Origin of the sequence: Streptomyces sp. SID8352 (assembly GCF_009862265.1) — a bacterium.
Lineage (GTDB): Bacteria > Actinomycetota > Actinomycetes > Streptomycetales > Streptomycetaceae > Streptomyces.
This window is the reverse complement of record NZ_WWGX01000115.1, coordinates 115,165-134,330: the sequence shown is the minus strand read 5'-3', so window position 1 is coordinate 134,330 and position 19,166 is coordinate 115,165. Positions and strand designations below refer to the sequence as shown.

Below are 19,166 nucleotides of genomic sequence, written 5' to 3'. Positions count from 1 at the left end.
GTGAAGGGTGAGTGGGGTGGCGGCTCCGGCGAGGAGCGGGGTGAGGAGGGTGCCCGTGGTGAGGAGAACGAGCGGCCCCACGGTGGTGTGCACGCCGGTGGCGGTGCGCTGTCGCAGGTGAAGGGCGAGTGGGACGGCGGCTCCGGCGAGGAGCAGGGCGACAAGTCCTGGGGCGGCGAGAACGAGAAGCCGCGCGGCGGTGTCCACGCCGGCGGCGGCGGTCTGGCCGAGCCCGCCACCACCGCGGGCGGCCTCGCGGTCCTGGCCGTCGCCGCGACGGGGCTCTACGCGATGCGGCGACGGAAGTCGGCGCACGGAGTGGCGTGAGCCATGCCGGGCGTGATAGCGACCGGGCCGCCACCGGAACCCACCGTGGCGGCCCGGCTCGCTGTCCCCGGCCCGTCCGACCCGCTGCCCTGCCCAAAGTGAGGTGGTCCCGATGGCAGTCCCCCCTTCCTCCCCCGCCGGTGACGAGACGGCGCCGCCGGGCGAGGGCTCACGCGGTGGCATGACCGTGCTGTGCGTCATCGCCCTGCTGGTCCTGGCGGTGAGCCTGTTCGGCGGCAACCGCCCGTCCGACGACTCCGCCCGGCCGCCCCGCACCGTGCAGGCCGGTGCCTCCGCGGCTCCGGCTCCCGCTCCCGCCTCCCCGTCCACGGACGTCCTGCCCCGCTCCGCTCCCGTGCGCCTGCTGATCCCCGGCATCTCCGTCGACGCCCCCTTCACCGACCTCGCGCTCGCCCCCGACGGGCAGCTCCAGCCCCCGCCCGCCGACGACACCAACCTCGTCGGCTGGTACGCCAACGGGGTCTCCCCGGGGGAGGTCGGCACCGCGATCGTCGCCGGGCACGTCGACACCAAGACCTCCCCCGCCGTCTTCGCCGGTCTCGACCAGCTCGCGTCGGGTGACACCTTCCAGGTGGAACGGGCCGACGGCCGGACGCTCGCGTTCGTGGTCGACCGCCTGGAGACCTTCGCGAAGGGCGACTTCCCCAGCGAACAGGTGTACGGCGACGCCGACCGGCCCGAGGTGCGGCTGATCACCTGCGCCGGCATCTACGACCGCAAGGCCAAGGACTACACCGACAACCTGGTGGTCTTCGCCCACCTGGCCTGAGCCCGCGGCGCGGCCCCGCCGTGCCGCGCGGGCCGGTCACTCGGGCAACACGCACGACTCGCGCACCCCCTCGGGCGGGCACAGGATCGAGGCACGCTGGCGTCGCATCACCGCGGCCGACGTTCAGTACCGCCCCCGCGAAGGAGATGTGCGCCGCATGACCACCACCTCCACGCCCGCTTCCGGGCCCGCGACCCGAACGGCGTCGCACCGTGTCTCCCAGTCCGTCTTCGACGGCTCCCGGCTCCGGGTCGTCCTGCTGGTGGACGTCCACGACGGAGCCCAGCAGCAGTTCCTCGACACCTACGAGCGGTTGCGCAGCCATGTCGAGTCCGTCCCCGGGCACCTCAGCGAGCAGCTGTGCCAGTCGATCGAGAACCCCTCCCAGTGGCTGATCACCAGCGAGTGGGAGAGCGCCCCGCCCTTCCTGAACTGGGTGAGCAGCGAGGAGCACGTGCGGATGGTCAGGCCGCTGCACGGCTGCGTCCGGGACACGCGGTCCCTCCGCTTCCACGTCGTCCGGGAGACGGGCGGCCAGGGACGGGGCGCCGGACCGGCGGAGGAGGAGGGGTCGGGCGGCCTCCAGATGTCGCCCCGGATCGGGGACGGGGTGATCCGCCACGCGCTCACCTTCACCGTCCGCCCCGGCAGCGAGGAGGCGGTGGCCGGGATCCTCGCCGGTTACGCCTCGCCCGAGCCCCGGGTCGACGACACCACCCGGCTGCACCGGACCTCGCTGTTCCTGCACGGCAACCGGGTGGTGCGGGCCATCGAGGTGCGCGGCGACCTGCTCGCGGCGCTGCGGCACGTGGCCCGCCGACCCGAGGTGCAGGCCGCGGAGGAGGCCCTCAACCCCCATCTGGAGCAGGACCGCGACCTGGCCGACCCCGAGTCCGCCCGGGTCTTCTACACCCGCGCGGCCCTGCCCGCCGTCCACCACGTGACGGCGGGGGAGGAGGACCCGGGGGCCGAGCGGTACGCGCTCTCCTACCCGGCCCGGCCGGGGCGCGGGATGCGGCTGGCCCGGGTGCTGGCCGAGCGCGACGAGGCGGCGGCGGACGATCCGCGCACCCCGGTGACGTGCAGCACGATCTTCCAGCGCGACGACGTCGTCGTCCGGCTCATCGATGTGCGCGGCGGACTGGACGCCTGCGATCCGGCGGTCGCCCTCGGCCTCCCGGACGCCCGCCAGGTGGCGGAGCTGACGACCCTGCTGGACGGCCCCGACAACTCCGACGGCTCCGGGCCGGAGACGGGACCCGCTGCGGGCACGGGCCCGGCGGCCGGCACGGCTCCGGACGCCGCCCTGGCCCGGTCGCTGCGACTGGCCCGCATGGACCTGGTCACCGACCGGCGCGCGGCCGACGCCTGAGCCCGCGCCGCGACCGGTCCCGTACGACGGCCGGCCGCCGCACCGCGAGCCCGCGGTGCGGCGGCCGGCCGTCGTGTCCGGCGGTGCCGGAGCGCGTCCGGTCCGTCAGCCGGGCACCGAGCACTCGAAGGCGTGCAGGTACGGGTTGACCGGACGGATGTCCTCGATCACCAGGCCCGCTTCGCGGAGCCGGGCGACCATGCTGTCGGTGGTGTGCTTGGCCCCGCCGACGTTCAGGAGGAGCAGCAGGTCCATGGCGGTGCTGAAGCGCATGGACGGCGAGTCGTCGACGAGGTTCTCGATGACGATGACCCGGGCCCCCGCCCCGCCCGCCGCCATGACGTTGCGCAGGGTCCGGCCCGTGCTCTCGTCGTCCCACTCCAGGATGTTCTTGACGATGTAGGCGTCCGCGTGGACGGGCACCTCCGTCCGGCAGTCGCCGGGCACGATGCTCACCCGGCCGGCGAGCGCGCCGCCCTCGCGCAGCCGGGGGTCGGCGTTCTCCACCACACGCGGCAGGTCCAGGAGGCTGCCGCGCATCGCGGGGTACTTCTCCAGCAGGCTCGCGACCACATGGCCCTGACCACCGCCGATGTCGGCGACCGAGCGGCTGCCGGACAGGTCGAGGAGGGCCGCCACGTCCTCGGCCGACTGCCGGCTGGAGGTGGTCATGGCGCGGTTGAAGATCTCGGCCGAGGCCGGGGCGTCCTCGTTGAGGTAGGTGAAGAACTCCTTGCCGTACAGGTCCTCGACGACGTTCCGCCCGGTGCGCACGGCCTCGTCGAGCAGCGGCCAGGCGTCCCAGGTCCAGGGTTCGGTGCACCACAGGGTGATGTAGCGCAGGCTGTGCGGATCGTCCTCGCGCAGCAGCCGGGACATGCCGGTGTGGGAGAAGGTCCCGTCCGGGTTCTCCGCGAAGACGCCGTAGCAGGTGAGGGCGCGCAGCAGCCGCCGCAGCGGGCGGGGCTCGGTCTTCACGGCGGCCGCGAGGTCCTCCACGGCCAGGGGGGTGTCGCCGAGGGCGTCGGCGACGCCGAGGCGGGCGGTGGCGCGGAGGGCGGCGGCGCAGGCCGCCCCGAACACGAGTTCCCTCAGCCGCATGGGCGCGGGCGGTGCCGTCTGTGCGGTCGTCATGTGCCGCTGTCCTTCCTTCGTCGGTCCACGGTGGGCTACGGGTGGCCGGTCAGCACAGCCCGGCGGGCCGGGAGGCCCCGCAGGTGTTGCCGGTGAACGTGTTGGCGCGCGGGGTCTCCGTGTCCACGAGGTCCGCGGGGGAGTTGCCGCTCAGCTGGTTGCCGCTGATCTCGTTGTGTTCGCCGGTGACGCCGACGAAGCTCTTGAACAGGACGACGCCGCCCGACAGCGGGGAGGCCCCGGCGTTGTCCTCGACCCGGTTGTCCGCGACCAGGACCTTCTCGGTGCCGGTCAGGACGATGCCGGTGCCCTCCAGGGCGGGCAGCCGGTCGGTCGCGGGACAGGACTTGTTGTTCGCCCGTACGTGGTTGCCGCGGACGGCGAGGTCGCCCGTCCTGGGGGCGTTCTCGTCGCCGACCACGAAGACGCCCGCGCAGTTGCCGGTGACGAGGTTGTCCTCGACGGCCAGGCCGCGCAGGCGGCGGACGGTGACGCCGATCCGGTTGTCCTCGACGCGGTTGCCCTCGACCACGGTGCCCCGGGTGTCCTGGGCGCCCTCCTCGGCCTTGATCGTGTTGGCGAGGAAGATGCCGGCGTCGCCGTTGGAACGGGCGGTGTTGCCGCGGAGGACGGCGCGCACCGAGCGCTCCTGGGCGATGCCCCAGACGCCGTTGGACTCGGCCGTCACCCCGCGCACGGTGAGGTGGTCGGTGGCCATGGCGAACACGCCGGTGCGGGTGAAGCCGGTGACGGTCAGGGAGGCGACGGTGACGTCCCTGAGGCTCTCGTCCCTGGTGCCGACCACGCAGATCCCGTTGCCGGCCTCGGAGCAGGCGTCGGAGGGGTCCCGCTGCGGGTTCGGCCTGACGACGGTGGACCGGCCGGTGCCGCGCAGGGTGAGCCCGGGCGTGCTCACCGTGACGCTCTCGTAGTAGGTGCCGGGGGTCAGGAGGACGGTGTCGCCGGGGCGGGCCGCGTCCACGGCCCGCTGGACCGACTGGCCCGGCCGGACCACATGGGTGGTGCGGCCGGCGGAGGCGGGGGCCGCGCCGAGCCCCGTTCCGATGATCGTCGCGGTGCACACCAGGTACACCATTCGGCATTTCTTCATATTGCGCACGGTATGTCGTAAAGGTGAGTGCCCGGGGCTGATCGGCCATCCGTCGGCGTGTCATCCCCGGCCACCGCCAACGCCGTTGGGGCGCCCGCTCCTTGCCCGGTCCCGTGCGTGTCCGGGGCGGCGCGGGGCAGACGCTGGGTGATTTTCTTGACCCGGCTCGCCGAGGAGGCCCCACCGCCGTGACCGTGCCCGAGTACCGGACCCGCCGCCTGCCCGCCGGTCGCCGTTTCGACCTGCGCGCGACCGCCATGTTCTTCGCGCTCGCCGCCGCCGGTCTGGTCCTTGTCGGCCTGGTGGCGCGGACGGCGCTCGGGGTGGCGCAGCGGCGGCCCGGATGGGCGGTCGTGCTCGTGCTGGGCGCCGTCTGGCTGTTCGCCGTGCGGTGGCGGGGGCGCCGTCGGCCCGCCCCGGGGCGGCTCGCGCGCCGGACCACGTCCGCCCTGGCCACGGCCACGGACACGGCCATGGACGCCTGGAGGGAGGGGGAGGGTGCCGTCGCCGACCGGCCGGACCCGGTGGCTCCCGCCGGGGGCGACGCGGTCACCACGGTGGACCACGAGGCGCTGAGCCCCGAAGCGTTCGAACGGGCGATAGCCGGTCTCTGCGCCCGGGACGGCTGCTCGGCGATGGAGGTGGTGGGCGGGGCGGGCGACCTCGGCGCGGACGTCCTGGCCGTGGCCCCGGACGGACGGCGCCTGGTCGTCCAGTGCAAGCGCTACGGCGGGGAGAACAAGGTCGGCTCCGAGGAACTGCAGCGCTTCGGCGGCACCTGCTTCACCGTCCACGAGGCCGATGTGGCCGTCCTGGTCACCACCGGTGGCATCACCGCACCGGCCGCCGAGTACGCCGAGCGCTGCGGCATAGTCTGCGTCGACGGGGAGGGGCTGCGCGCCTGGACCGAGGGGACCGGCCCGGAGCCCTGGGCGGACCGCCCGGCCGGGCAGCCGTGGTGAGCACGGCGGGACCCGCCGCCCGCGCCCCCGGGCACCGGCCCCTGACGCGGCGCGGCGGTTGCTCGGGCCGACGGGCCCGGCGTTCGCTCCGGGGGCCTCAGAGGCGCAGGCTGCGGACCGGCAGGATGATCTGCGCCGCCGAGGCGAGGGTGGACTCGTGGTTGGCGAAGGCGGCCACCGCGGCGGCCTCCCCGGGCTCGCCGCCCGACCAGGGGCGGGTGGTGAAGATCAGGCAGGCGAAGCCGCGCTCGTCGACCGCCGCCCGCCAGGCCGGGGTCGGCGCGAACTGGGCGTTGACGCCCGGCATGGTGAGCGCAGCGGCCCCGGGCACGACCAGCAGGCTCACCGGGAAGTCCGACAGGACCGTGGCGTCGGTGACGCTGTCGCCCACGGTGAGGCCGGACTTGGCCAGCAGCAGCCGGACGGCGACCGAGGACGCCTCCGGGCCGTTCTCGCCGTTGCCGAGGGAGCAGGCGAGGAGGAAGGGCACGGCGCCGTCGGGAGTGTCCCGGCTCCAGGACATGATGACGAGCGTGCCCAGGTCGGCGGTGCGCAGGGGCGGCGTATCTGCTGAGATCGAGGTCACCGCGAAACCGTAACGGCGGTCCGGGCGCCGCCCGTTCCGCGTTCACCCGTCCGGAGGACGCCTCCGCCGTTCTTCACACGAACGGGGAACCGGCCCCGGCCCTCGGCGCGTCGCCGCCCCGAGCGCGGCGGCGCCGTGCTCCGTCCGGAGTACGGCGGGCGGGTTCGGCGCGTCACGTCCGGCCGCGCGCGGTAGCTGTCACTCTATGACGCATGGACGAAATGATGATCACATGAATCCGGTCCATCGGGCCGGGCGCCGTGGCCACCGCGGGCGCCGCCGCGGGGCGGGCACGGCCCTGGTCGCCCTCGCCGCCGCCACCGTCCTGGGCACGGCCACCGGTGCCGTCGCCGGGCCCCGGAGCGCGGACTGGGACGCGATCGCCGCCTGCGAGTCCGGTGGCGACTGGCAGGCCAACACGGGCAACGGCTACTACGGCGGCCTCCAGTTCGCCGGGTCGAGCTGGATCGCCGCCGGGGGTCTCGCCTACGCCCCGCGCGCCGACCTGGCCACCCGACAGGAGCAGATCGCCGTGGCGGAGGAACTGGCGCGCATCCAGGGCATGTCGGCCTGGGGCTGCTCCTGACCGGCGGCCCCGCCCGGGACGGGCGGCCCCGCCCGGGACCGAGGAGCCGGGCGGGCCGGGGGCGTCCGCGCGGCACCGCCCGCTCCCTGCCCGGCCCCTGACCCTCTCGTCCCCGGTCGGCCGTTCCGTGCCCCGCCCCGGACGGGCCTCGGCCGGGAGATCCGTCGTGCTCCTCCGCGTCTCGGGCCGTCCCGCGCCGGTGCCCCCGCCCGGCCGACGCGAGGGCACCGGGAGGACGCCGGGAGGGAGCCGGGCGCGCGGTCAGGGTGCCGCGCCCGGGGTCGCCCCGGTCGGCCCCGTCACACCGGCACGCGGGCGTCCGCCGCCGGGCCGGGCGCCGCGTGGGCGGGCGGCACCGCCGCGGGCCGGTCCAGCCCGTAGTGCTCGCGCAGGGTGGTGCCCGTGTACGCCGAGCGGAACAGTCCCCGGGACCGCAGGATCGGCACCACCTTGTCCGCGAACACGTCGAACCCGCCGCTCAGCCAGGGCGGCATGATGTTGAACCCGTCGGCCGCGCCCCCCTCGAACCACCGCTGGATCTCGTCCGCGACGTACTCCGGCGTACCGGCCACGACCCGGTGCCCCCGGGCCCCGGCGAGACGGCGCAGCAACTGCCGCACGGTCGGCTGTTCGCGGTCGATGATGTCCAGGACCAGCCGGAAGCGGCTGCCGTTGCCCCGCTCGCCCCGGGTCTCGATCAGCGACCTCGGCACGGGGCCGTCCAGCCGGTCGGCGGTCAGCTCCAGGCCCAGCAGATGCCGCAGCAGGTGCAGCGAGTACTCCGGCTGGGTCAGATCGTCGAACTCCTCGCGCAGCGCGAGTGCCTCCGCCTCGGTCGACCCGATGAAGGGGCTCAGTCCCGGCAGGACCAGGATCCGGTCCGGCCGCCGTCCCAGCGCCGCCGCCCGCGCCCTGAGGTCGGCGTAGAACTCCTGGGCGGCGCCGAGCGTCTGGTGCGCCGTGAACACCGCCTCGGCGTGCGCGGCGGCGAAGGCGCGCCCGGCCTCCGATGACCCGGCCTGGACGTACACCGGCCTGCCCTGCGGCGAGCGCGGCACGTTCAGCGGTCCGCGCACCCGCAGATGGCGGCCCGCGTGGCGGATCTCGTGAATGCGACCGGTGTCGGCGAAGACACCGCCGGCCTGGTCGGCGACCAGCGCCTCGTCCTCCCAGCTGTCCCAGAGCCTGGTCACCACGTCGACGAACTCGTGGGCCCGGTCGTACCGTTCGGCGTGCACCGGGTGGCCGTCGAGGCCGAAGTTGCCCGCGGCCTGCTCGGCGCCGGTGGTGACGATGTTCCAGCCCGCCCGGCCGCCGCTGAGGTGGTCCAGCGACGCGAAGAGGCGGGCCAGGTTGTAGGGCTCGGTGTAGGTGGTCGAGGCGGTGGCGATCAGCCCGATGCGCTCGGTGGCCGCGGCGATGGCCGAGAGCCAGGTGAACGGTTCCAGCCGGAAGCGGCTGGCGTGCCGGACGTTGTCGGCCAGGGCCGGGCCGTCCGCGAAGAACACCGCGTCGAACGCGGCCCGTTCGGCGCTGCGCGCCAGGTCCTGGTAGAAGCCGATGTCCAGCAGGCGCGAGGCGTCGGTGCCGGGATGGCGCCAGGCGGCCTCGTGGTGGCCCCCCGGATAGACGAACAGGTTCAGATGAAGCGTCCGGGCGCTCACGCGGCCCCCTTCTCGGTGATGTCCTCGGTGGTGACGGCGGTGCCGGGTGCTCCGGCGCCGCCGGATCCCCCGGCGGGATCCGGGTCCCCGGCGGCGTCCGGGTCCTCCTCGCGCACGCCCAGCTGGGCGAGGAGACGGGCGCGCAGGGCCGCGTGCCCGGGAGCGCCGGGGCGGCGGGGCGCCGCGAGGGTCACGGGGAGGTCGGCGGCGATCCGGCCGCGGTCCAGCACCACGACCCGGTCGGCGAGCGAGATGGCCTCGTCCACGTCGTGGGTGACCAGCAGCACCGACGGCCGGTGCCGTTCGCACAGGCGCCGCAGCAGGGCGTGCATCCTCAGCCGGGTCAGCGCGTCGAGCGCGCCGAAGGGCTCGTCGGCCAGCAGGAGCCGCGGCTCGCGCACCAGGGAGCGGGCCAGCGACACGCGCTGCTGCTCGCCGCCGGAGAGCTCCAGTGGCCGGCTCCGTTCGCGGCCGGCCAGCCCGACCTCCGCGAGGGCCGCCCTGCCCCGCTCCTCGGCCCGCGGGCCGTCCAGGCCCAGGACCACGTTGTCGAGCAGCCGCTTCCACGGCAGCAGCCGGGCGTCCTGGAAGACCACCGACACATGGTCCGGTGCGGTGAGCAGACCGCTGCCCGCCACCTCGTGGTCGAGCCCGGCCAGCGCCCGCAGCAGGGTGCTCTTGCCGGAGCCGCTGCGGCCGAGCAGGGCCACGAACTCGCCCGGCGCGATGGTCAGGTCCAGCCCGTCCAGCACCCGGCGCCCGCCGAAGGAGCGCACCAGGTTCACGATCCGCACGGTGGCGCCCTCGGCGCCGCCGGTCAGCCCGCCAGCGTCCGCCGCCATGACAGGGCCCTCCTCTCCACGAGGCGCACCAGGGCGTCCGAGACGAGACCGAGGAGGCCGTACACCACGAGCCCGACGATGATCACGTCCGTCTGCCCGTAGGTGCGGGCCAGTTCCATCATGTAGCCGATGCCGCTGGTGGCGTTGACCTGCTCCACCACCACCAGGGCGAGCCACGCGGCGGTCACCGCGAACCGCATGCCGAGCAGGAAGCCGGGCAGCGCGCCGGGCAGCACCACGTGCCGGACGAAGGCGAGCCGGCCCAGCCGCACGGTCTCGGCCAGTTCGGCGTAGCGGCCGTCGATGGAGCGCAGACCGCTGTGGGTGTGGATGTAGACGGGGACGAAGACGCCGAGGGCGATCGTGACGACCTTCATCGTCTCGCCGATGCCGAACCAGAGGATGAGCAGCGGGATCAGCGCCAGCGAGGGGATCGCCCGCTTGATCTGCACCGGTCCGTCGATCACCGCCTCCCCGATGCGGCTGAGCCCCGAGACGAGGGCCAGCAGCAGTCCGCTCACCGTGCCGAACAGCAGGCCCAGCAGGGCCCGTTGGGCGGAGGTGGCGAGGTGGGAGGGGAGCTTGCCGTTGTCGATGAGGTCGCCCGCGGTGGCCGCCACGGTCCAGGGCGCGGGCAGGCTGCGCACGTCGACCAGTCCCAGCCCGGTGCCCGCCGCCCAGAGGGCGAGCAGCAGCACCGGACCGACGGCCCAGCCGAAGGGCAGCGGACGGCCGGGCACCAGGCGGGTGCGGCGCGGACGGCGCGGCCGGAACGCCTCGGCCGGGGCCGCGACCTCGGCCGGTGTCCGCCGGGCGCTAGGGGTCAGGGTGGTGCTCATGACGAGGCTCCCCGGTCCGCCGCTGCCGCCGCGCCGACCCGCTCGTAGCGGCGGTCGAAGAGCAGCCCGGCCTTGAACGGCGGGTGGTCCTGTTCCCTCGCCAGCAGGTCGATGGTCCGCTGCTGGCGCCGGATGGCGTCGGTCCAGTCCGCCGGGATGTCGGGATGTCCGGCGCGCCGGACGAGGAACTCCCCGTCCTCCCGGCTCAGTCCCTGGTCCTCGACGTAGTACCCGCTGACCCATTCCGTGGGATGCCGGTCGATCCATATCTGTGCGCGGGCCCAGTACCGGATGAGTTCCCGGACGGCCGCGGCCTTCTCCGGGTCGGCCAGGGAGTCGGTGAGGGCCCAGAGGTGGGCGGGGTCGTCGCGGACGCCGTGCCTGACCGTCGTGGCCCCGTCACTGCCGTAACGGGCCAGATAGCGCTTGATGTTGACGTCGGCGATGGGGGCGGCGTCCACCTGGCGGTTCCCGAGCGCCGTGGGGTAGACGTCGCCGGTGCTGGCGAGTTCGACCAGTTCGACGTCGTCGCGGGTGAGTCCGGCCTTGTCGAGGACGCGCAGGACGAGGGCGCCCTGGGCCTGCCCGGGGCTGTAGGCGATCCGCTTGCCGCGCAGGTCCGCCAGGGTGCGGATGCCGGCACCGGGGGCGATGCCCAGCTCGTAGATCGGGTTCCGGTACGGGTCCTGGCGGAACTTGGCCGCCACCAGTTTGGTGTCCAGGCCCGTCCAGTGCGCGTTGATCGACGGGATCTCGGCGGCGGAGCAGATGTCCAGGGCGCCGGCGCGGAAGGCCTCCGAGCACTGCGGACCGCCGCTGATGTTGGCCCACTTCACCTTGAACGGCAACGAGTCGATGCGGCCCGACAGTTCGAGGGCGACCTTGAGGTCCGGGGCGCCGACCGTGAGCGTGGTGCCGCGGGCGACGGACGCCGGGATCGCGTCGCCGGACAGGTCCCGGCCGACCGCCGAGGACCCCGCGTTCCGCACGCAGGAGGTGAGCAGGAGGGGGAGGAGCAACGCGGCCAGGACGGTCCGGCGGCGGTTTCCGGACAAGAGGATGCGAGGGGGCATGGTGGCCTTCACGGAGGAGGGAGGACGGAACGGCGCCCGGGAGGGGAAGGGGGCGGCGGGAACCGCGCGCTGCGGCACCGGAGGCGGTGCGGCGCGCGGGAGGAAGGGGAAGGAGGGGCACCCGGGACGGAGGACGCCCGGGCACGGAGCGGCCCGCGGAACCTCGCCCCGGAACGGCGCCCCGGGCAGCGGCCTCGACGGCCGGGCCGCGTCGGCTCAGGAGCCGCGGGGAAGCCGGGGACCCGGGAACGGGGACCCGGGGCGGCGAAGGGGGAGCGGGAGGAAAGGCGGTGGGGTCAGCTACACACCGCGGTGGCGACGCGCATCAGATCGATGGCGCGCCTCTTCCTGAACTGCCGGTCCTTCGTCATGTCAGGGACGCTATCCGGGCCGCGAAATCAGGTCAAGGCGACGGAGGGCGAGGGCCCGCACCGCAACGACACCGTCGTCGGCGCGCCACGCGCCCGTAACAGGAGGCGGTCCGCGCCGGGGAGAACGGCGGCCGGGCGCCCCGGTGGTCCGGCACGGCGGTTCCGCCCGCCCGGTGCCTGGTGGATCGGCCCCGGAGCGCTCCGCCCCCGTCCCCCGGCGGCCCGGCGGGCGCCCGCCGGGCCCGGTCACCCGTGGCGGAATGAGTGCCCGTACTCATCCCCGGGGCCCGGGAGTTCCCTAGGGTCTGCGGGGTGGCCGAAAGACATCCGGGGGGAACCATGGAACGGCGGGCAAACGGGCGCGGACGGCGGGCGCGGTGGGGGCGACGGTCGGGAGGCGGCATGGCCGCGGCACTCGTCGTGCTGCTCCTCGCGGGCTGCGGGGTGTTCGACACCGAGGACGACGAACGCCGGGCCCGGGAACTGGCCGACGCGTTCCATCCCGGGCGGCTCACCGTCATCGGTGCCCGCAGCCTCGTCCCCGAGGCCACCGGATCGGAGGTCACCTTCGCCGTCACCGACGACCCCGACGCGGCCGTGACGCTCCGGCTCGACGCCTCCGAGGAGCGCTGCGAAGGCGGTGCCACCTGCGAGGAGGCCCTGGCCAACGCGCTGGAACGGGGCCTGGACCGGGCGGCGGAGCTGCGTCTGGTCCGCGACGCCTTCGAGGGCTGCGGACACCGGGTCCTGGCCGTGGACCGGCAGCGGGCGGCGCCCTGGATCGCGGTCCGGATCACCCAGCAGGGCCTGGACGGCGTCCTGGAAGAGCTCGGCGCCTGCGCGCAGCGCTGGGTCACCGCCCGCGCGGAGCGGGGCCGGCTGGGCGACAGCCGGTGGGTCTCGGTCAGCGTCACCACTCCGGCGCGCGCCGGGAAGCTGCCCGCCGCCGGGAGCGACCGGCCCACGGCGCTGCGGCTCACCCACGGTCCCCGGCTCGCGGCGCTGTCCGCGCAGCCGTACTACGTGGTCGACTTCCCGGTGGGGGACGACGCGGAGCACACCGTCGACGCGGCACGGCCGCAGATGCGCATCGTGGAGCCGTTCGAGCGGCGGGAGGAGTTCTCGCAGCGGATCGACGCGTCCGTGCTGCCCCTGCTGCGCGGCACGTACCCGGAGGCGGTGGCCACCGGAGGCTCGGGGCTCGGCGTGTGGCGGCTGGAGCCGGGGCGGATCGACCGCGTCCGCGGATACGTGCTGTTCTGCGCGCGTCCGCCGGAGGGCGGCGGGCGCTGCCTCGGGGACCTGGCCGCGCTGGTCACGGCCGATCCGGAGGGCGGTTCCGCCGAGGTCGTCCGGGTCCTGACGGACATCCGCGACGAGCGCGGGGTGCTGGACCTGCCCGGCGTGTGAGCGGCGGGCGGCCGGGCCGTGCGCGCTCCGGGACGCCGCGCGGCGGTACGGCGACGGACCCCCGGTACCGGCGGTGCGCGCCCACCACAGCGGCCCCCGAGACGGCGGCGGTCGCGAATCGAGGGCCACTGGTCGCCGGGGCGGGGGCGTGGCGCGGTGGGGTCGCCCCTGCCCCGGGCGTCACGCGCCGGCGCACCCCGCTCGGGCGGGATGCGCCGTGCGGGGGATCAGACTCCGGCGATGGACTGGATCCAGGAGCGGTAGGCGGTCACATTGGTGTACGCCGTGGTGGTCTGGCGGTCGCTGGTGGACGCGACACCGACCTGGACGCCGCCGGCCATCATCGGGCCGCCGGAGTCGCCGCCCGCGGTGATGCCGTCGCCGCGGCGGGCGCAGATCGCCGAGCCGTTGTAGGCGTCGTAGCAGCCGCTGGTGACGGTCACGTTGGCGACCTTCAGCAGGGTGGACTGGCAGTTGATCTCGGAGCCGCACTGGGAGGTGGCGCCCCAGCCGTAGACCTGGACGTTCTGGCCCACGCGCACGGTGCCGGGCTGGCCGAGCTGCGCGTAGCCGGCGGAGACGGAGCGGTCCAGACGGACCAGCGCCAGGTCGGCCTGGGAGTGCGTGTAGGTCTGCACGCCGTTGGCCACGGTGCCGCCGGAGCTCTGGTTCAGGCTTCCGATGCGGAAGGAGAGCCCGCCGCCGGTGACGCAGTGCTTGGCGGTCAGGATCCAGTTGGAGGCGATGATGGTCGAGCTACAGGTCTGCTGGCCGTTGGAGAACAGCCGCGCGGCCCAGGGGGCGTTCGACGCGTAGCCGCCGCCGATGATGGGCTGCGGTCCGCCGGTGCCGGGACCCGCGGGGGCGGCCGTGGCGCCGGGCGCGAACGCGACGGCGGACAGCATGGCGGCGGCGACAGCGGTGATCACTTTGGTGATTCGCAAGATTCCTCGATTCCGTCGACACGCGTGGGGGCGCGTGTTGGCGTGTGGGGGCGCCCCAGCATGTACATGACGGGCCGGGTGGCGGGAGTACCGACTTTCCATAACGCGTCGTTATGGCGGGGGACGGTACGGTCAAAGGGTGCCGATATCGCGACAACACTCATGCTCGCGGCCCGTACTCACTGGTGAGGACCGGGTCTGGCGTGTAGCGTCAGCAACAGATGTCGTGGTTCGCCCAGACCGCCCGCGCCGTGGTGCGGGCGGTTTGCTGTGCAGTGCCTTTAAGGACCAGGACGACCACCTCCGGGTCCGCACGGTGCGGACCCGACACCGGCTGAAAGGCAAAGGCATGGCCAGCGGAACCGTGAAGTGGTTCAACTCGGAAAAGGGCTTCGGCTTCATCGCGCAGGACGGGGGCGGCCCCGACGTCTTCGCGCACTACTCCAACATCAACGCCTCGGGCTACCGTGAGCTGCAGGAGGGTCAGGCCGTGACCTTCGACATCACCCAGGGTCAGAAGGGCCCGCAGGCGGAGAACATCACCCCCGCCTGATCCGGGAGTACCACGCACGGCACAGTGCCCGGGGAGCGATTCGTCCGCTCCCCGGGCACTCTGTCGTCCGGGGCCGCCCGAAGCTCCCGGGGAACCTTCCGGGCCCCGGGTGCCGCGAGCGGCGGCGGAGGCGAGCCCGGGCCCGGGAGCGCCCCGAGTCCGTGGGCGTCCGGAGCGTCGGGGGCGTCCAACGGGCGCGCGGACGCCGCACCCTCCCCGCACCGCGCCCCCCTGTACCGTCCCCTCTGTACCGCCCTCCCCGCGCCTCCGCCCGAGGTCCCCGCACCACCCCGCACCGGCCCCCAGCCCCGTCCCCGGCCCGGCCCCGACCCCGTTCGCCCGCTCCGGTCGCCGCGCCCCGTCGGCACGTCACTCCAGCCGGATCCCCGCCGCCACCGGCAGATGATCGCTCCCGGTCGCCGCGAGCGTCCTGATCCGGCCGACCGTCGCCGAGCGCGCCATGATCTGGTCGATCCGGACCACCGGGAGAGCGGCCGGGAAGCTGAACGCCACCCCGCGCCGGGCCGCGCCCAGCCGTGAGGTGAGCGGGGCCAGTCCGCGGTCGTCGACCGTGCTGTTCAGGTCCCCGAGAAGGATCACCCGCTCGTACGGCTCGGCGTCCAGGGCCCGGCCCAGCAGCCGGGCGCTCTCGTCCCGACGGGCCGCCGCCAGCCCGCCCGGCCCCAGCCGCACCGACGGCAGATGGGCCACATGGACGGCCACCTTCCCCCGCGGCGTGCGGGCGACCGCGCGCAGCCCCCGGTCCCAGGGACCCGTGATGCCCGGGGGCCGGATGTCCACCGGCCGTACGCCCTCCAGGGGATGGCGCGACCAGAGCCCCACGGTGCCCCGCACCGCGTGGTGCGGGTACCCGGCGGCCAGCGTCCGCTCGTAGACCTCCAGCGCCGGGGGGACCAGTTCCTCCAGGGCGATCAGATCCGCCCCGGCGTCCATCAGCGCACGGGCCGTGCCCGCCGGGTCGGTGTTCTCGTCACTGACGTTGTGCTGGACCACCAGCAGATCGTGCCCGTCCGCGGCCGACGGCAGCAGCGGCCCGCCGTACTGGTACGCCCAGGCCGCCGCCGGAAGCAGCAGCACCGGCAGCACGGCGGGGGAGCGCCGCAGCAGTGCCGACATCAGGAGCAGCACCGGCACCAGGCCGAGCCACGGCAGGAACGTCTCCAGCAGACTCCCCAGCCCCCAGCCGGAGTTGGGCACCCACCGGTGCAGGAGCAGCAGCGCCGCGGTCAGCACCGCCGTCACCGCGAGCACCCGGCCCCGGGCCCCGCGGGCGGGCCACCACCGCACGGAACCCCACCACCCCGGCCGTCGCCCGGCCCACCGCCGTACCGTCGTCCCGCGCGGCGGCACCGCGCCGCGCTCCCCGCCCACCGTCATCCCGCACCGTCCGTTCGTCCTCCCCCGCAAGGACGAGGAGGAAGCGGCGGCAGTTGCGGGAGGGGCCGGGGCGGCATCCGGTGCCGGGACCTTCGGGGCGCCGACGGGCGGCCGTGGGGGCCGGGGACGCGCCTCGCGGGAATGCCGGGGATCAGTCGACCGGCCAGGTGTGGACCGGGGCGTTGAGGTGCATGTAGTCCATGTACTGCCGGGTCATCCGCCGCAGCGCCTCGTGGCGCCCCACGTGCGTGGTCCGGTCGATGTGGTGGAACATCTCCTTCTGCCAGACGGCCCCGTTGCGGCCGGTGACGCAGCGCTGCTCGATGATGCCGAGCAGCGGCTCCCGCCAGGCGTCGTCCATGCCCGACAGTTCGAGCCCCCGGTGCGCCAGCGGCAGCAGCCGGCGCAGGACCAGCTCGGCGACCGGCACCTCGCCCACCCCGGGCCAGTAGAGCAGGGACTCGATGCCGTGCCGGGCGGCGGTGTGCAGGTTCTCCTCGGCGGCCCGGAAGGACATCCGCGACCACACCGGGCGCTCCTCCTCCACCAGGGCCCGGGTCAGCCCGTAGTAGAAGGCGCCGTTGGCCAGGGTGTCCGCGACGGTCGGGCCGGCGGGCAGCACCCGGTTCTCCACCCGGACGTGCGGCTTGTCGTGGGAGACCGCGTACACCGGGCGGTTCCAGCGGTAGATCGTGCCGTTGTGCAGGGTCAGCTCCCCCAGATCGGGGATGTCGCCCCGGTCCAGGGTCTCCGCCGGGTCCTGCTCGTCGCAGAGCGGCAGCAGCGCCGGGAAGTAGCGCAGGTTCTCCTCGAACAGGTCGAAGACACTGGTGATCCACCGCTCGCCGAACCACACCCGCGGCCGCACCCCCTGCGCCTTGATCTCCTGCGGCCGGGTGTCGGTCGCCTGCTCGAACAGCGGGATGCGGCTCTCGTGCCACAGCTCCTTGCCGAGCAGGAACGGCGCGTTGGCCGCCAGCGCCACCTGCACCCCGGCGACGGACTGGGCCGCGTTCCAGTAGTCCGCGAAGGAATCGGGGGACACCTGGAGGTGGAACTGCGTGCTGGTGCACGCCGCCTCGGGGGTGATGGTGTCCGCGTACGTCCGCAGCCGGTCGACGCCGTCCACCTCGATCCGCAGGTCCTCGCCCCGCGCCGCGAACACCTGGTCGTTGAGCATCCGGTAGCGCGGGTTCTCCGACAGCGCCGCCTCGCCCACGTCCGCCCGCCGCAGGGTCGGCAGGATGCCGATCATGATCAGCCGGGCCCCGACCGACCCGGCCCGCCGCTCCGCGTGGTTGAGCGCGTCGCGGATCTCCGTCTCCCAGGCGTCGGGGCCGCCAGCCGTCAGCGCCCGCGGCGGGATGTTGATCTCCAGGTTGAACCGGCCCAGCTCCGTCGACCAGGCCGGGTCGGCTATCGCCGCCAGCGCGTCGCCGTTGCACATCGCGGGCTCCGCGCGGTCGTCGACGAGGTTCAGCTCGATCTCCAGCCCCACCCGGGGCCGCTCCGTCTCGAACCGGGACTCCCGCAGCATCAGGGCGAACGCGTCCAGGCACGCCTGCATCTTGATCCGGTAGCGGCGGCGGTCCTCGCGGCTGAAGACCAGCGCCGGGACGTCCCGTCCCATCGGTCCTCCCGGGGTCGCCTTCCTCGGACACGTCTCACCCCACCCTCGCACCACCCGGCGGCCCCGACCACGCGAGCCGGGAGGGCGGGCGGCCCGGCCGTCCTCCCGGCCCCGTACAGTGACCATGACATCCGGGGGGAGGGGCCATGCGCGTACCGAACGCGGCGTCCGGGGCCCCGGACGCCGAGGCCGACGGGCGGCGGGAACCGCCCGGCTCCGCCCGGGACCCGCTGCTAGGCCGGCTGCCGGCCCCGTACTGGACTGTCCCCTACGTCGCCGGGCGCTTCCCCGGTGCACGGACGGTACGGCAGCGTCCCGGCCTGGCCCTCGGCGCCAACTGCCAGCTCTTCGCCTACGAGGTGCTGCGCCACTTCGGCCTGCGCCCGCCCCCGCTGCGCTCCGCCGAGCTCTGGGAGGACACCCGGGACACGGTCCGCGTCACCGCACCCCGCGCCCTCGACCTCCTCCTCTTCAACCCCTCCGACGACCCGTACGGCGCCCACCTCGGCGTCTGCGCGGGCGGAGGGCGGGTGCTGCACCTGTGCGGCGAGATCGGCCGGCCCGCCGTCTGGGACCTCGCGGACTTCGCCGCGCGGGAGCGCTACCGGGTGGTCGTCGGCGCCAAGCGGGTGACCGCTGGGCAGCCGCCGGACGACGTGGCACGATCGGAACGATGACCGGAAGCCGGCCCGCCACCCCCCAGCACCTCGGCGACCTCGCGCGACTGCGCCGGGTCCGCGACCGCATCGACCGCGAGTACGCGCGGCCCCTGGACGTCGAGGCGCTGGCCCGGGGCGTCCACATGTCGGCCGGGCACCTCAGCCGCCGCTTCCGGCTCGCCTACGGCGAATCGCCCTACTCGTACCTCATGACCCGGAGGATCGAACGCGCCATGGCACTGCTGCGGCGGGGCGACCTGAGCGTCACCGAGGTCTGCTTCGCCGTCGGCTGCTCCTCGCTCGGCACCTTCAGCACCCGCTTCACCGAACTCGTCGGCATGCCGCCCAGCCTCTACCGGCGCCGGGCCGGGGACGGCGCCGCGGGACTCCCCTCCTGCGTGGCCAAGCAGGTGGCCAGACCGGTCAGGAATCGAGAAGCGCCGGGACCGGGGCCGCGTCTAGCGTGAGAACCATGGACATCACCCTTCACACCAGCGTCCTCCCGCACGACGACCCGGACGCCTCCCTGGCCTTCTACCGCGACGTCCTCGGCTTCGAGGTCCGCAACGACGTCGGCCGGGGGAGCATGCGCTGGATCACCGTCGGCCCGGCCGGCCAGCCGGACACCTCCCTGCTCCTCGCCCCGCCCGCCGTCGACCCCGGCATCACCGACGACGAGCGCCGCACCATCGCCGAGATGATGGCCAAGGGCACCTACGGCTGGATCCTGCTCGCCACCAAGGACCTCGACGCCACCTTCGAGCAGGTCCAGGCCGCCGACGCCGAGGTCGTCCAGGAGCCCACCGACCAGCCCTACGGCGTCCGCGACTGCGCCTTCCGCGACCCGGCCGGCAACCTGATCCGCATCCAGCAGCTCGGCTGACCCCGCCCGCCGACCCACCGACCCCACCCGGG

The 19,166-nt window shown here is 74.7% G+C and carries 19 protein-coding genes and 1 pseudogene; 10 read left to right on the top strand and 10 right to left on the bottom strand.

Annotated features, from left to right (window positions below):
- The 3 genes and pseudogenes from GTY84_RS32790 to GTY84_RS32780 form a co-directional block, all read left to right on the top strand.
- Nucleotides 1-327 (top strand): annotated as a pseudogene (locus tag GTY84_RS32790) (hypothetical protein); the annotation flags it as partial.
- A gap of 112 nt (nt 328-439) precedes the next feature.
- On the top strand, nt 440-1,117 hold the full coding sequence (locus tag GTY84_RS32785) for a class F sortase (protein ID WP_202552534.1): 678 nt from the start codon (nt 440-442) through the stop codon (nt 1,115-1,117).
- A gap of 157 nt (nt 1,118-1,274) precedes the next feature.
- Nucleotides 1,275-2,489, top strand: coding sequence for a SchA/CurD-like domain-containing protein (locus GTY84_RS32780; protein WP_161230074.1), 1,215 nt, complete (start codon nt 1,275-1,277; stop codon nt 2,487-2,489).
- 105 nt (nt 2,490-2,594) lie between these two features.
- Here the strand turns inward: GTY84_RS32780 and GTY84_RS32775 are convergent, their stop codons facing one another.
- A complete protein-coding gene (locus tag GTY84_RS32775) occupies nt 2,595-3,623 on the bottom strand; it encodes a methyltransferase (RefSeq protein WP_161230072.1) in 1,029 nt (342 codons plus the stop codon).
- A 49-nt stretch (nt 3,624-3,672) separates the two neighbouring features.
- Nucleotides 3,673-4,734, bottom strand: a complete 1,062-nt coding sequence (locus tag GTY84_RS32770; protein WP_161230071.1) for a right-handed parallel beta-helix repeat-containing protein — start codon at nt 4,732-4,734, stop codon at nt 3,673-3,675.
- A gap of 188 nt (nt 4,735-4,922) precedes the next feature.
- On the opposite strand from GTY84_RS32770, the gene GTY84_RS32765 reads away from it, so the two are divergent.
- Complete coding sequence (locus GTY84_RS32765; RefSeq protein ID WP_345943605.1) at nt 4,923-5,696, top strand: restriction endonuclease; 774 nt, start codon at nt 4,923-4,925, stop codon at nt 5,694-5,696.
- 97 nt (nt 5,697-5,793) lie between these two features.
- Here the strand turns inward: GTY84_RS32765 and GTY84_RS32760 are convergent, their stop codons facing one another.
- Complete coding sequence (locus GTY84_RS32760) at nt 5,794-6,282, bottom strand: DUF5949 family protein (RefSeq protein WP_161230069.1); 489 nt, start codon at nt 6,280-6,282, stop codon at nt 5,794-5,796.
- A 232-nt stretch (nt 6,283-6,514) separates the two neighbouring features.
- On the opposite strand from GTY84_RS32760, the gene GTY84_RS32755 reads away from it, so the two are divergent.
- A complete protein-coding gene (locus GTY84_RS32755) occupies nt 6,515-6,868 on the top strand; it encodes a transglycosylase family protein (protein WP_161230068.1) in 354 nt (117 codons plus the stop codon).
- 299 nt (nt 6,869-7,167) lie between these two features.
- Here the strand turns inward: GTY84_RS32755 and GTY84_RS32750 are convergent, their stop codons facing one another.
- The 4 genes from GTY84_RS32750 to GTY84_RS32735 are packed head-to-tail and all read right to left on the bottom strand — an operon-like array spanning nt 7,168 to nt 11,286.
- Nucleotides 7,168-8,532: an LLM class flavin-dependent oxidoreductase gene (locus GTY84_RS32750; protein WP_161230067.1), complete on the bottom strand. Its 1,365-nt coding sequence runs from the start codon at nt 8,530-8,532 to the stop codon at nt 7,168-7,170.
- Nucleotides 8,529-9,374, bottom strand: a complete 846-nt coding sequence (locus tag GTY84_RS32745; protein WP_161230065.1) for an ABC transporter ATP-binding protein — start codon at nt 9,372-9,374, stop codon at nt 8,529-8,531. The genes GTY84_RS32750 and GTY84_RS32745 overlap by 4 nt, the downstream gene beginning before the upstream one ends.
- Nucleotides 9,350-10,213, bottom strand: coding sequence for an ABC transporter permease (locus tag GTY84_RS32740; RefSeq protein ID WP_161230064.1), 864 nt, complete (start codon nt 10,211-10,213; stop codon nt 9,350-9,352). Before GTY84_RS32740 ends, GTY84_RS32745 begins: the two co-directional genes overlap by 25 nt.
- Entirely contained in the window at nt 10,210-11,286 is a 1,077-nt protein-coding gene (locus GTY84_RS32735; RefSeq protein ID WP_161230063.1) for an ABC transporter substrate-binding protein, read from the bottom strand. Before GTY84_RS32735 ends, GTY84_RS32740 begins: the two co-directional genes overlap by 4 nt.
- A 773-nt stretch (nt 11,287-12,059) precedes the next feature.
- Between GTY84_RS32735 and GTY84_RS32730 the strand changes: the two genes are divergently transcribed.
- Nucleotides 12,060-13,067, top strand: coding sequence for a hypothetical protein (locus GTY84_RS32730; RefSeq protein ID WP_237532924.1), 1,008 nt, complete (start codon nt 12,060-12,062; stop codon nt 13,065-13,067).
- Nucleotides 13,068-13,294: 227 nt separating this feature from the next.
- Here the strand turns inward: GTY84_RS32730 and GTY84_RS32725 are convergent, their stop codons facing one another.
- Nucleotides 13,295-14,011: a trypsin-like serine protease gene (locus GTY84_RS32725; RefSeq protein WP_161230061.1), complete on the bottom strand. Its 717-nt coding sequence runs from the start codon at nt 14,009-14,011 to the stop codon at nt 13,295-13,297.
- 349 nt (nt 14,012-14,360) lie between these two features.
- Between GTY84_RS32725 and GTY84_RS32720 the strand changes: the two genes are divergently transcribed.
- Entirely contained in the window at nt 14,361-14,564 is a 204-nt protein-coding gene (locus GTY84_RS32720) for a cold-shock protein (RefSeq protein WP_028964611.1), read from the top strand.
- Nucleotides 14,565-14,933: 369 nt separating this feature from the next.
- Here GTY84_RS32720 and GTY84_RS32715 read toward each other — a convergent pair whose 3' ends face one another.
- Nucleotides 14,934-15,872 carry an endonuclease/exonuclease/phosphatase family protein gene (locus GTY84_RS32715; protein WP_345943604.1) on the bottom strand — a complete coding sequence of 313 codons (939 nt, stop codon included), beginning with the start codon at nt 15,870-15,872 and terminating at the stop codon, nt 14,934-14,936.
- A gap of 241 nt (nt 15,873-16,113) precedes the next feature.
- Entirely contained in the window at nt 16,114-17,592 is a 1,479-nt protein-coding gene (locus GTY84_RS32710) for a glutamate--cysteine ligase (protein WP_161230057.1), read from the bottom strand.
- A gap of 146 nt (nt 17,593-17,738) precedes the next feature.
- On the opposite strand from GTY84_RS32710, the gene GTY84_RS32705 reads away from it, so the two are divergent.
- From GTY84_RS32705 to GTY84_RS32695, 3 genes are read left to right on the top strand one after another with little or no spacing between them, the layout of a single operon-like run.
- A complete protein-coding gene (locus tag GTY84_RS32705; RefSeq protein ID WP_237532923.1) occupies nt 17,739-18,269 on the top strand; it encodes a hydrolase in 531 nt (176 codons plus the stop codon).
- Nucleotides 18,266-18,718: a helix-turn-helix transcriptional regulator gene (locus GTY84_RS32700; protein ID WP_161230055.1), complete on the top strand. Its 453-nt coding sequence runs from the start codon at nt 18,266-18,268 to the stop codon at nt 18,716-18,718. The genes GTY84_RS32705 and GTY84_RS32700 overlap by 4 nt, the downstream gene beginning before the upstream one ends.
- 5 nt (nt 18,719-18,723) lie before the next feature.
- Complete coding sequence (locus GTY84_RS32695; RefSeq protein WP_161230054.1) at nt 18,724-19,134, top strand: VOC family protein; 411 nt, start codon at nt 18,724-18,726, stop codon at nt 19,132-19,134.
- Nucleotides 19,135-19,166 lie beyond the last annotated feature (32 nt).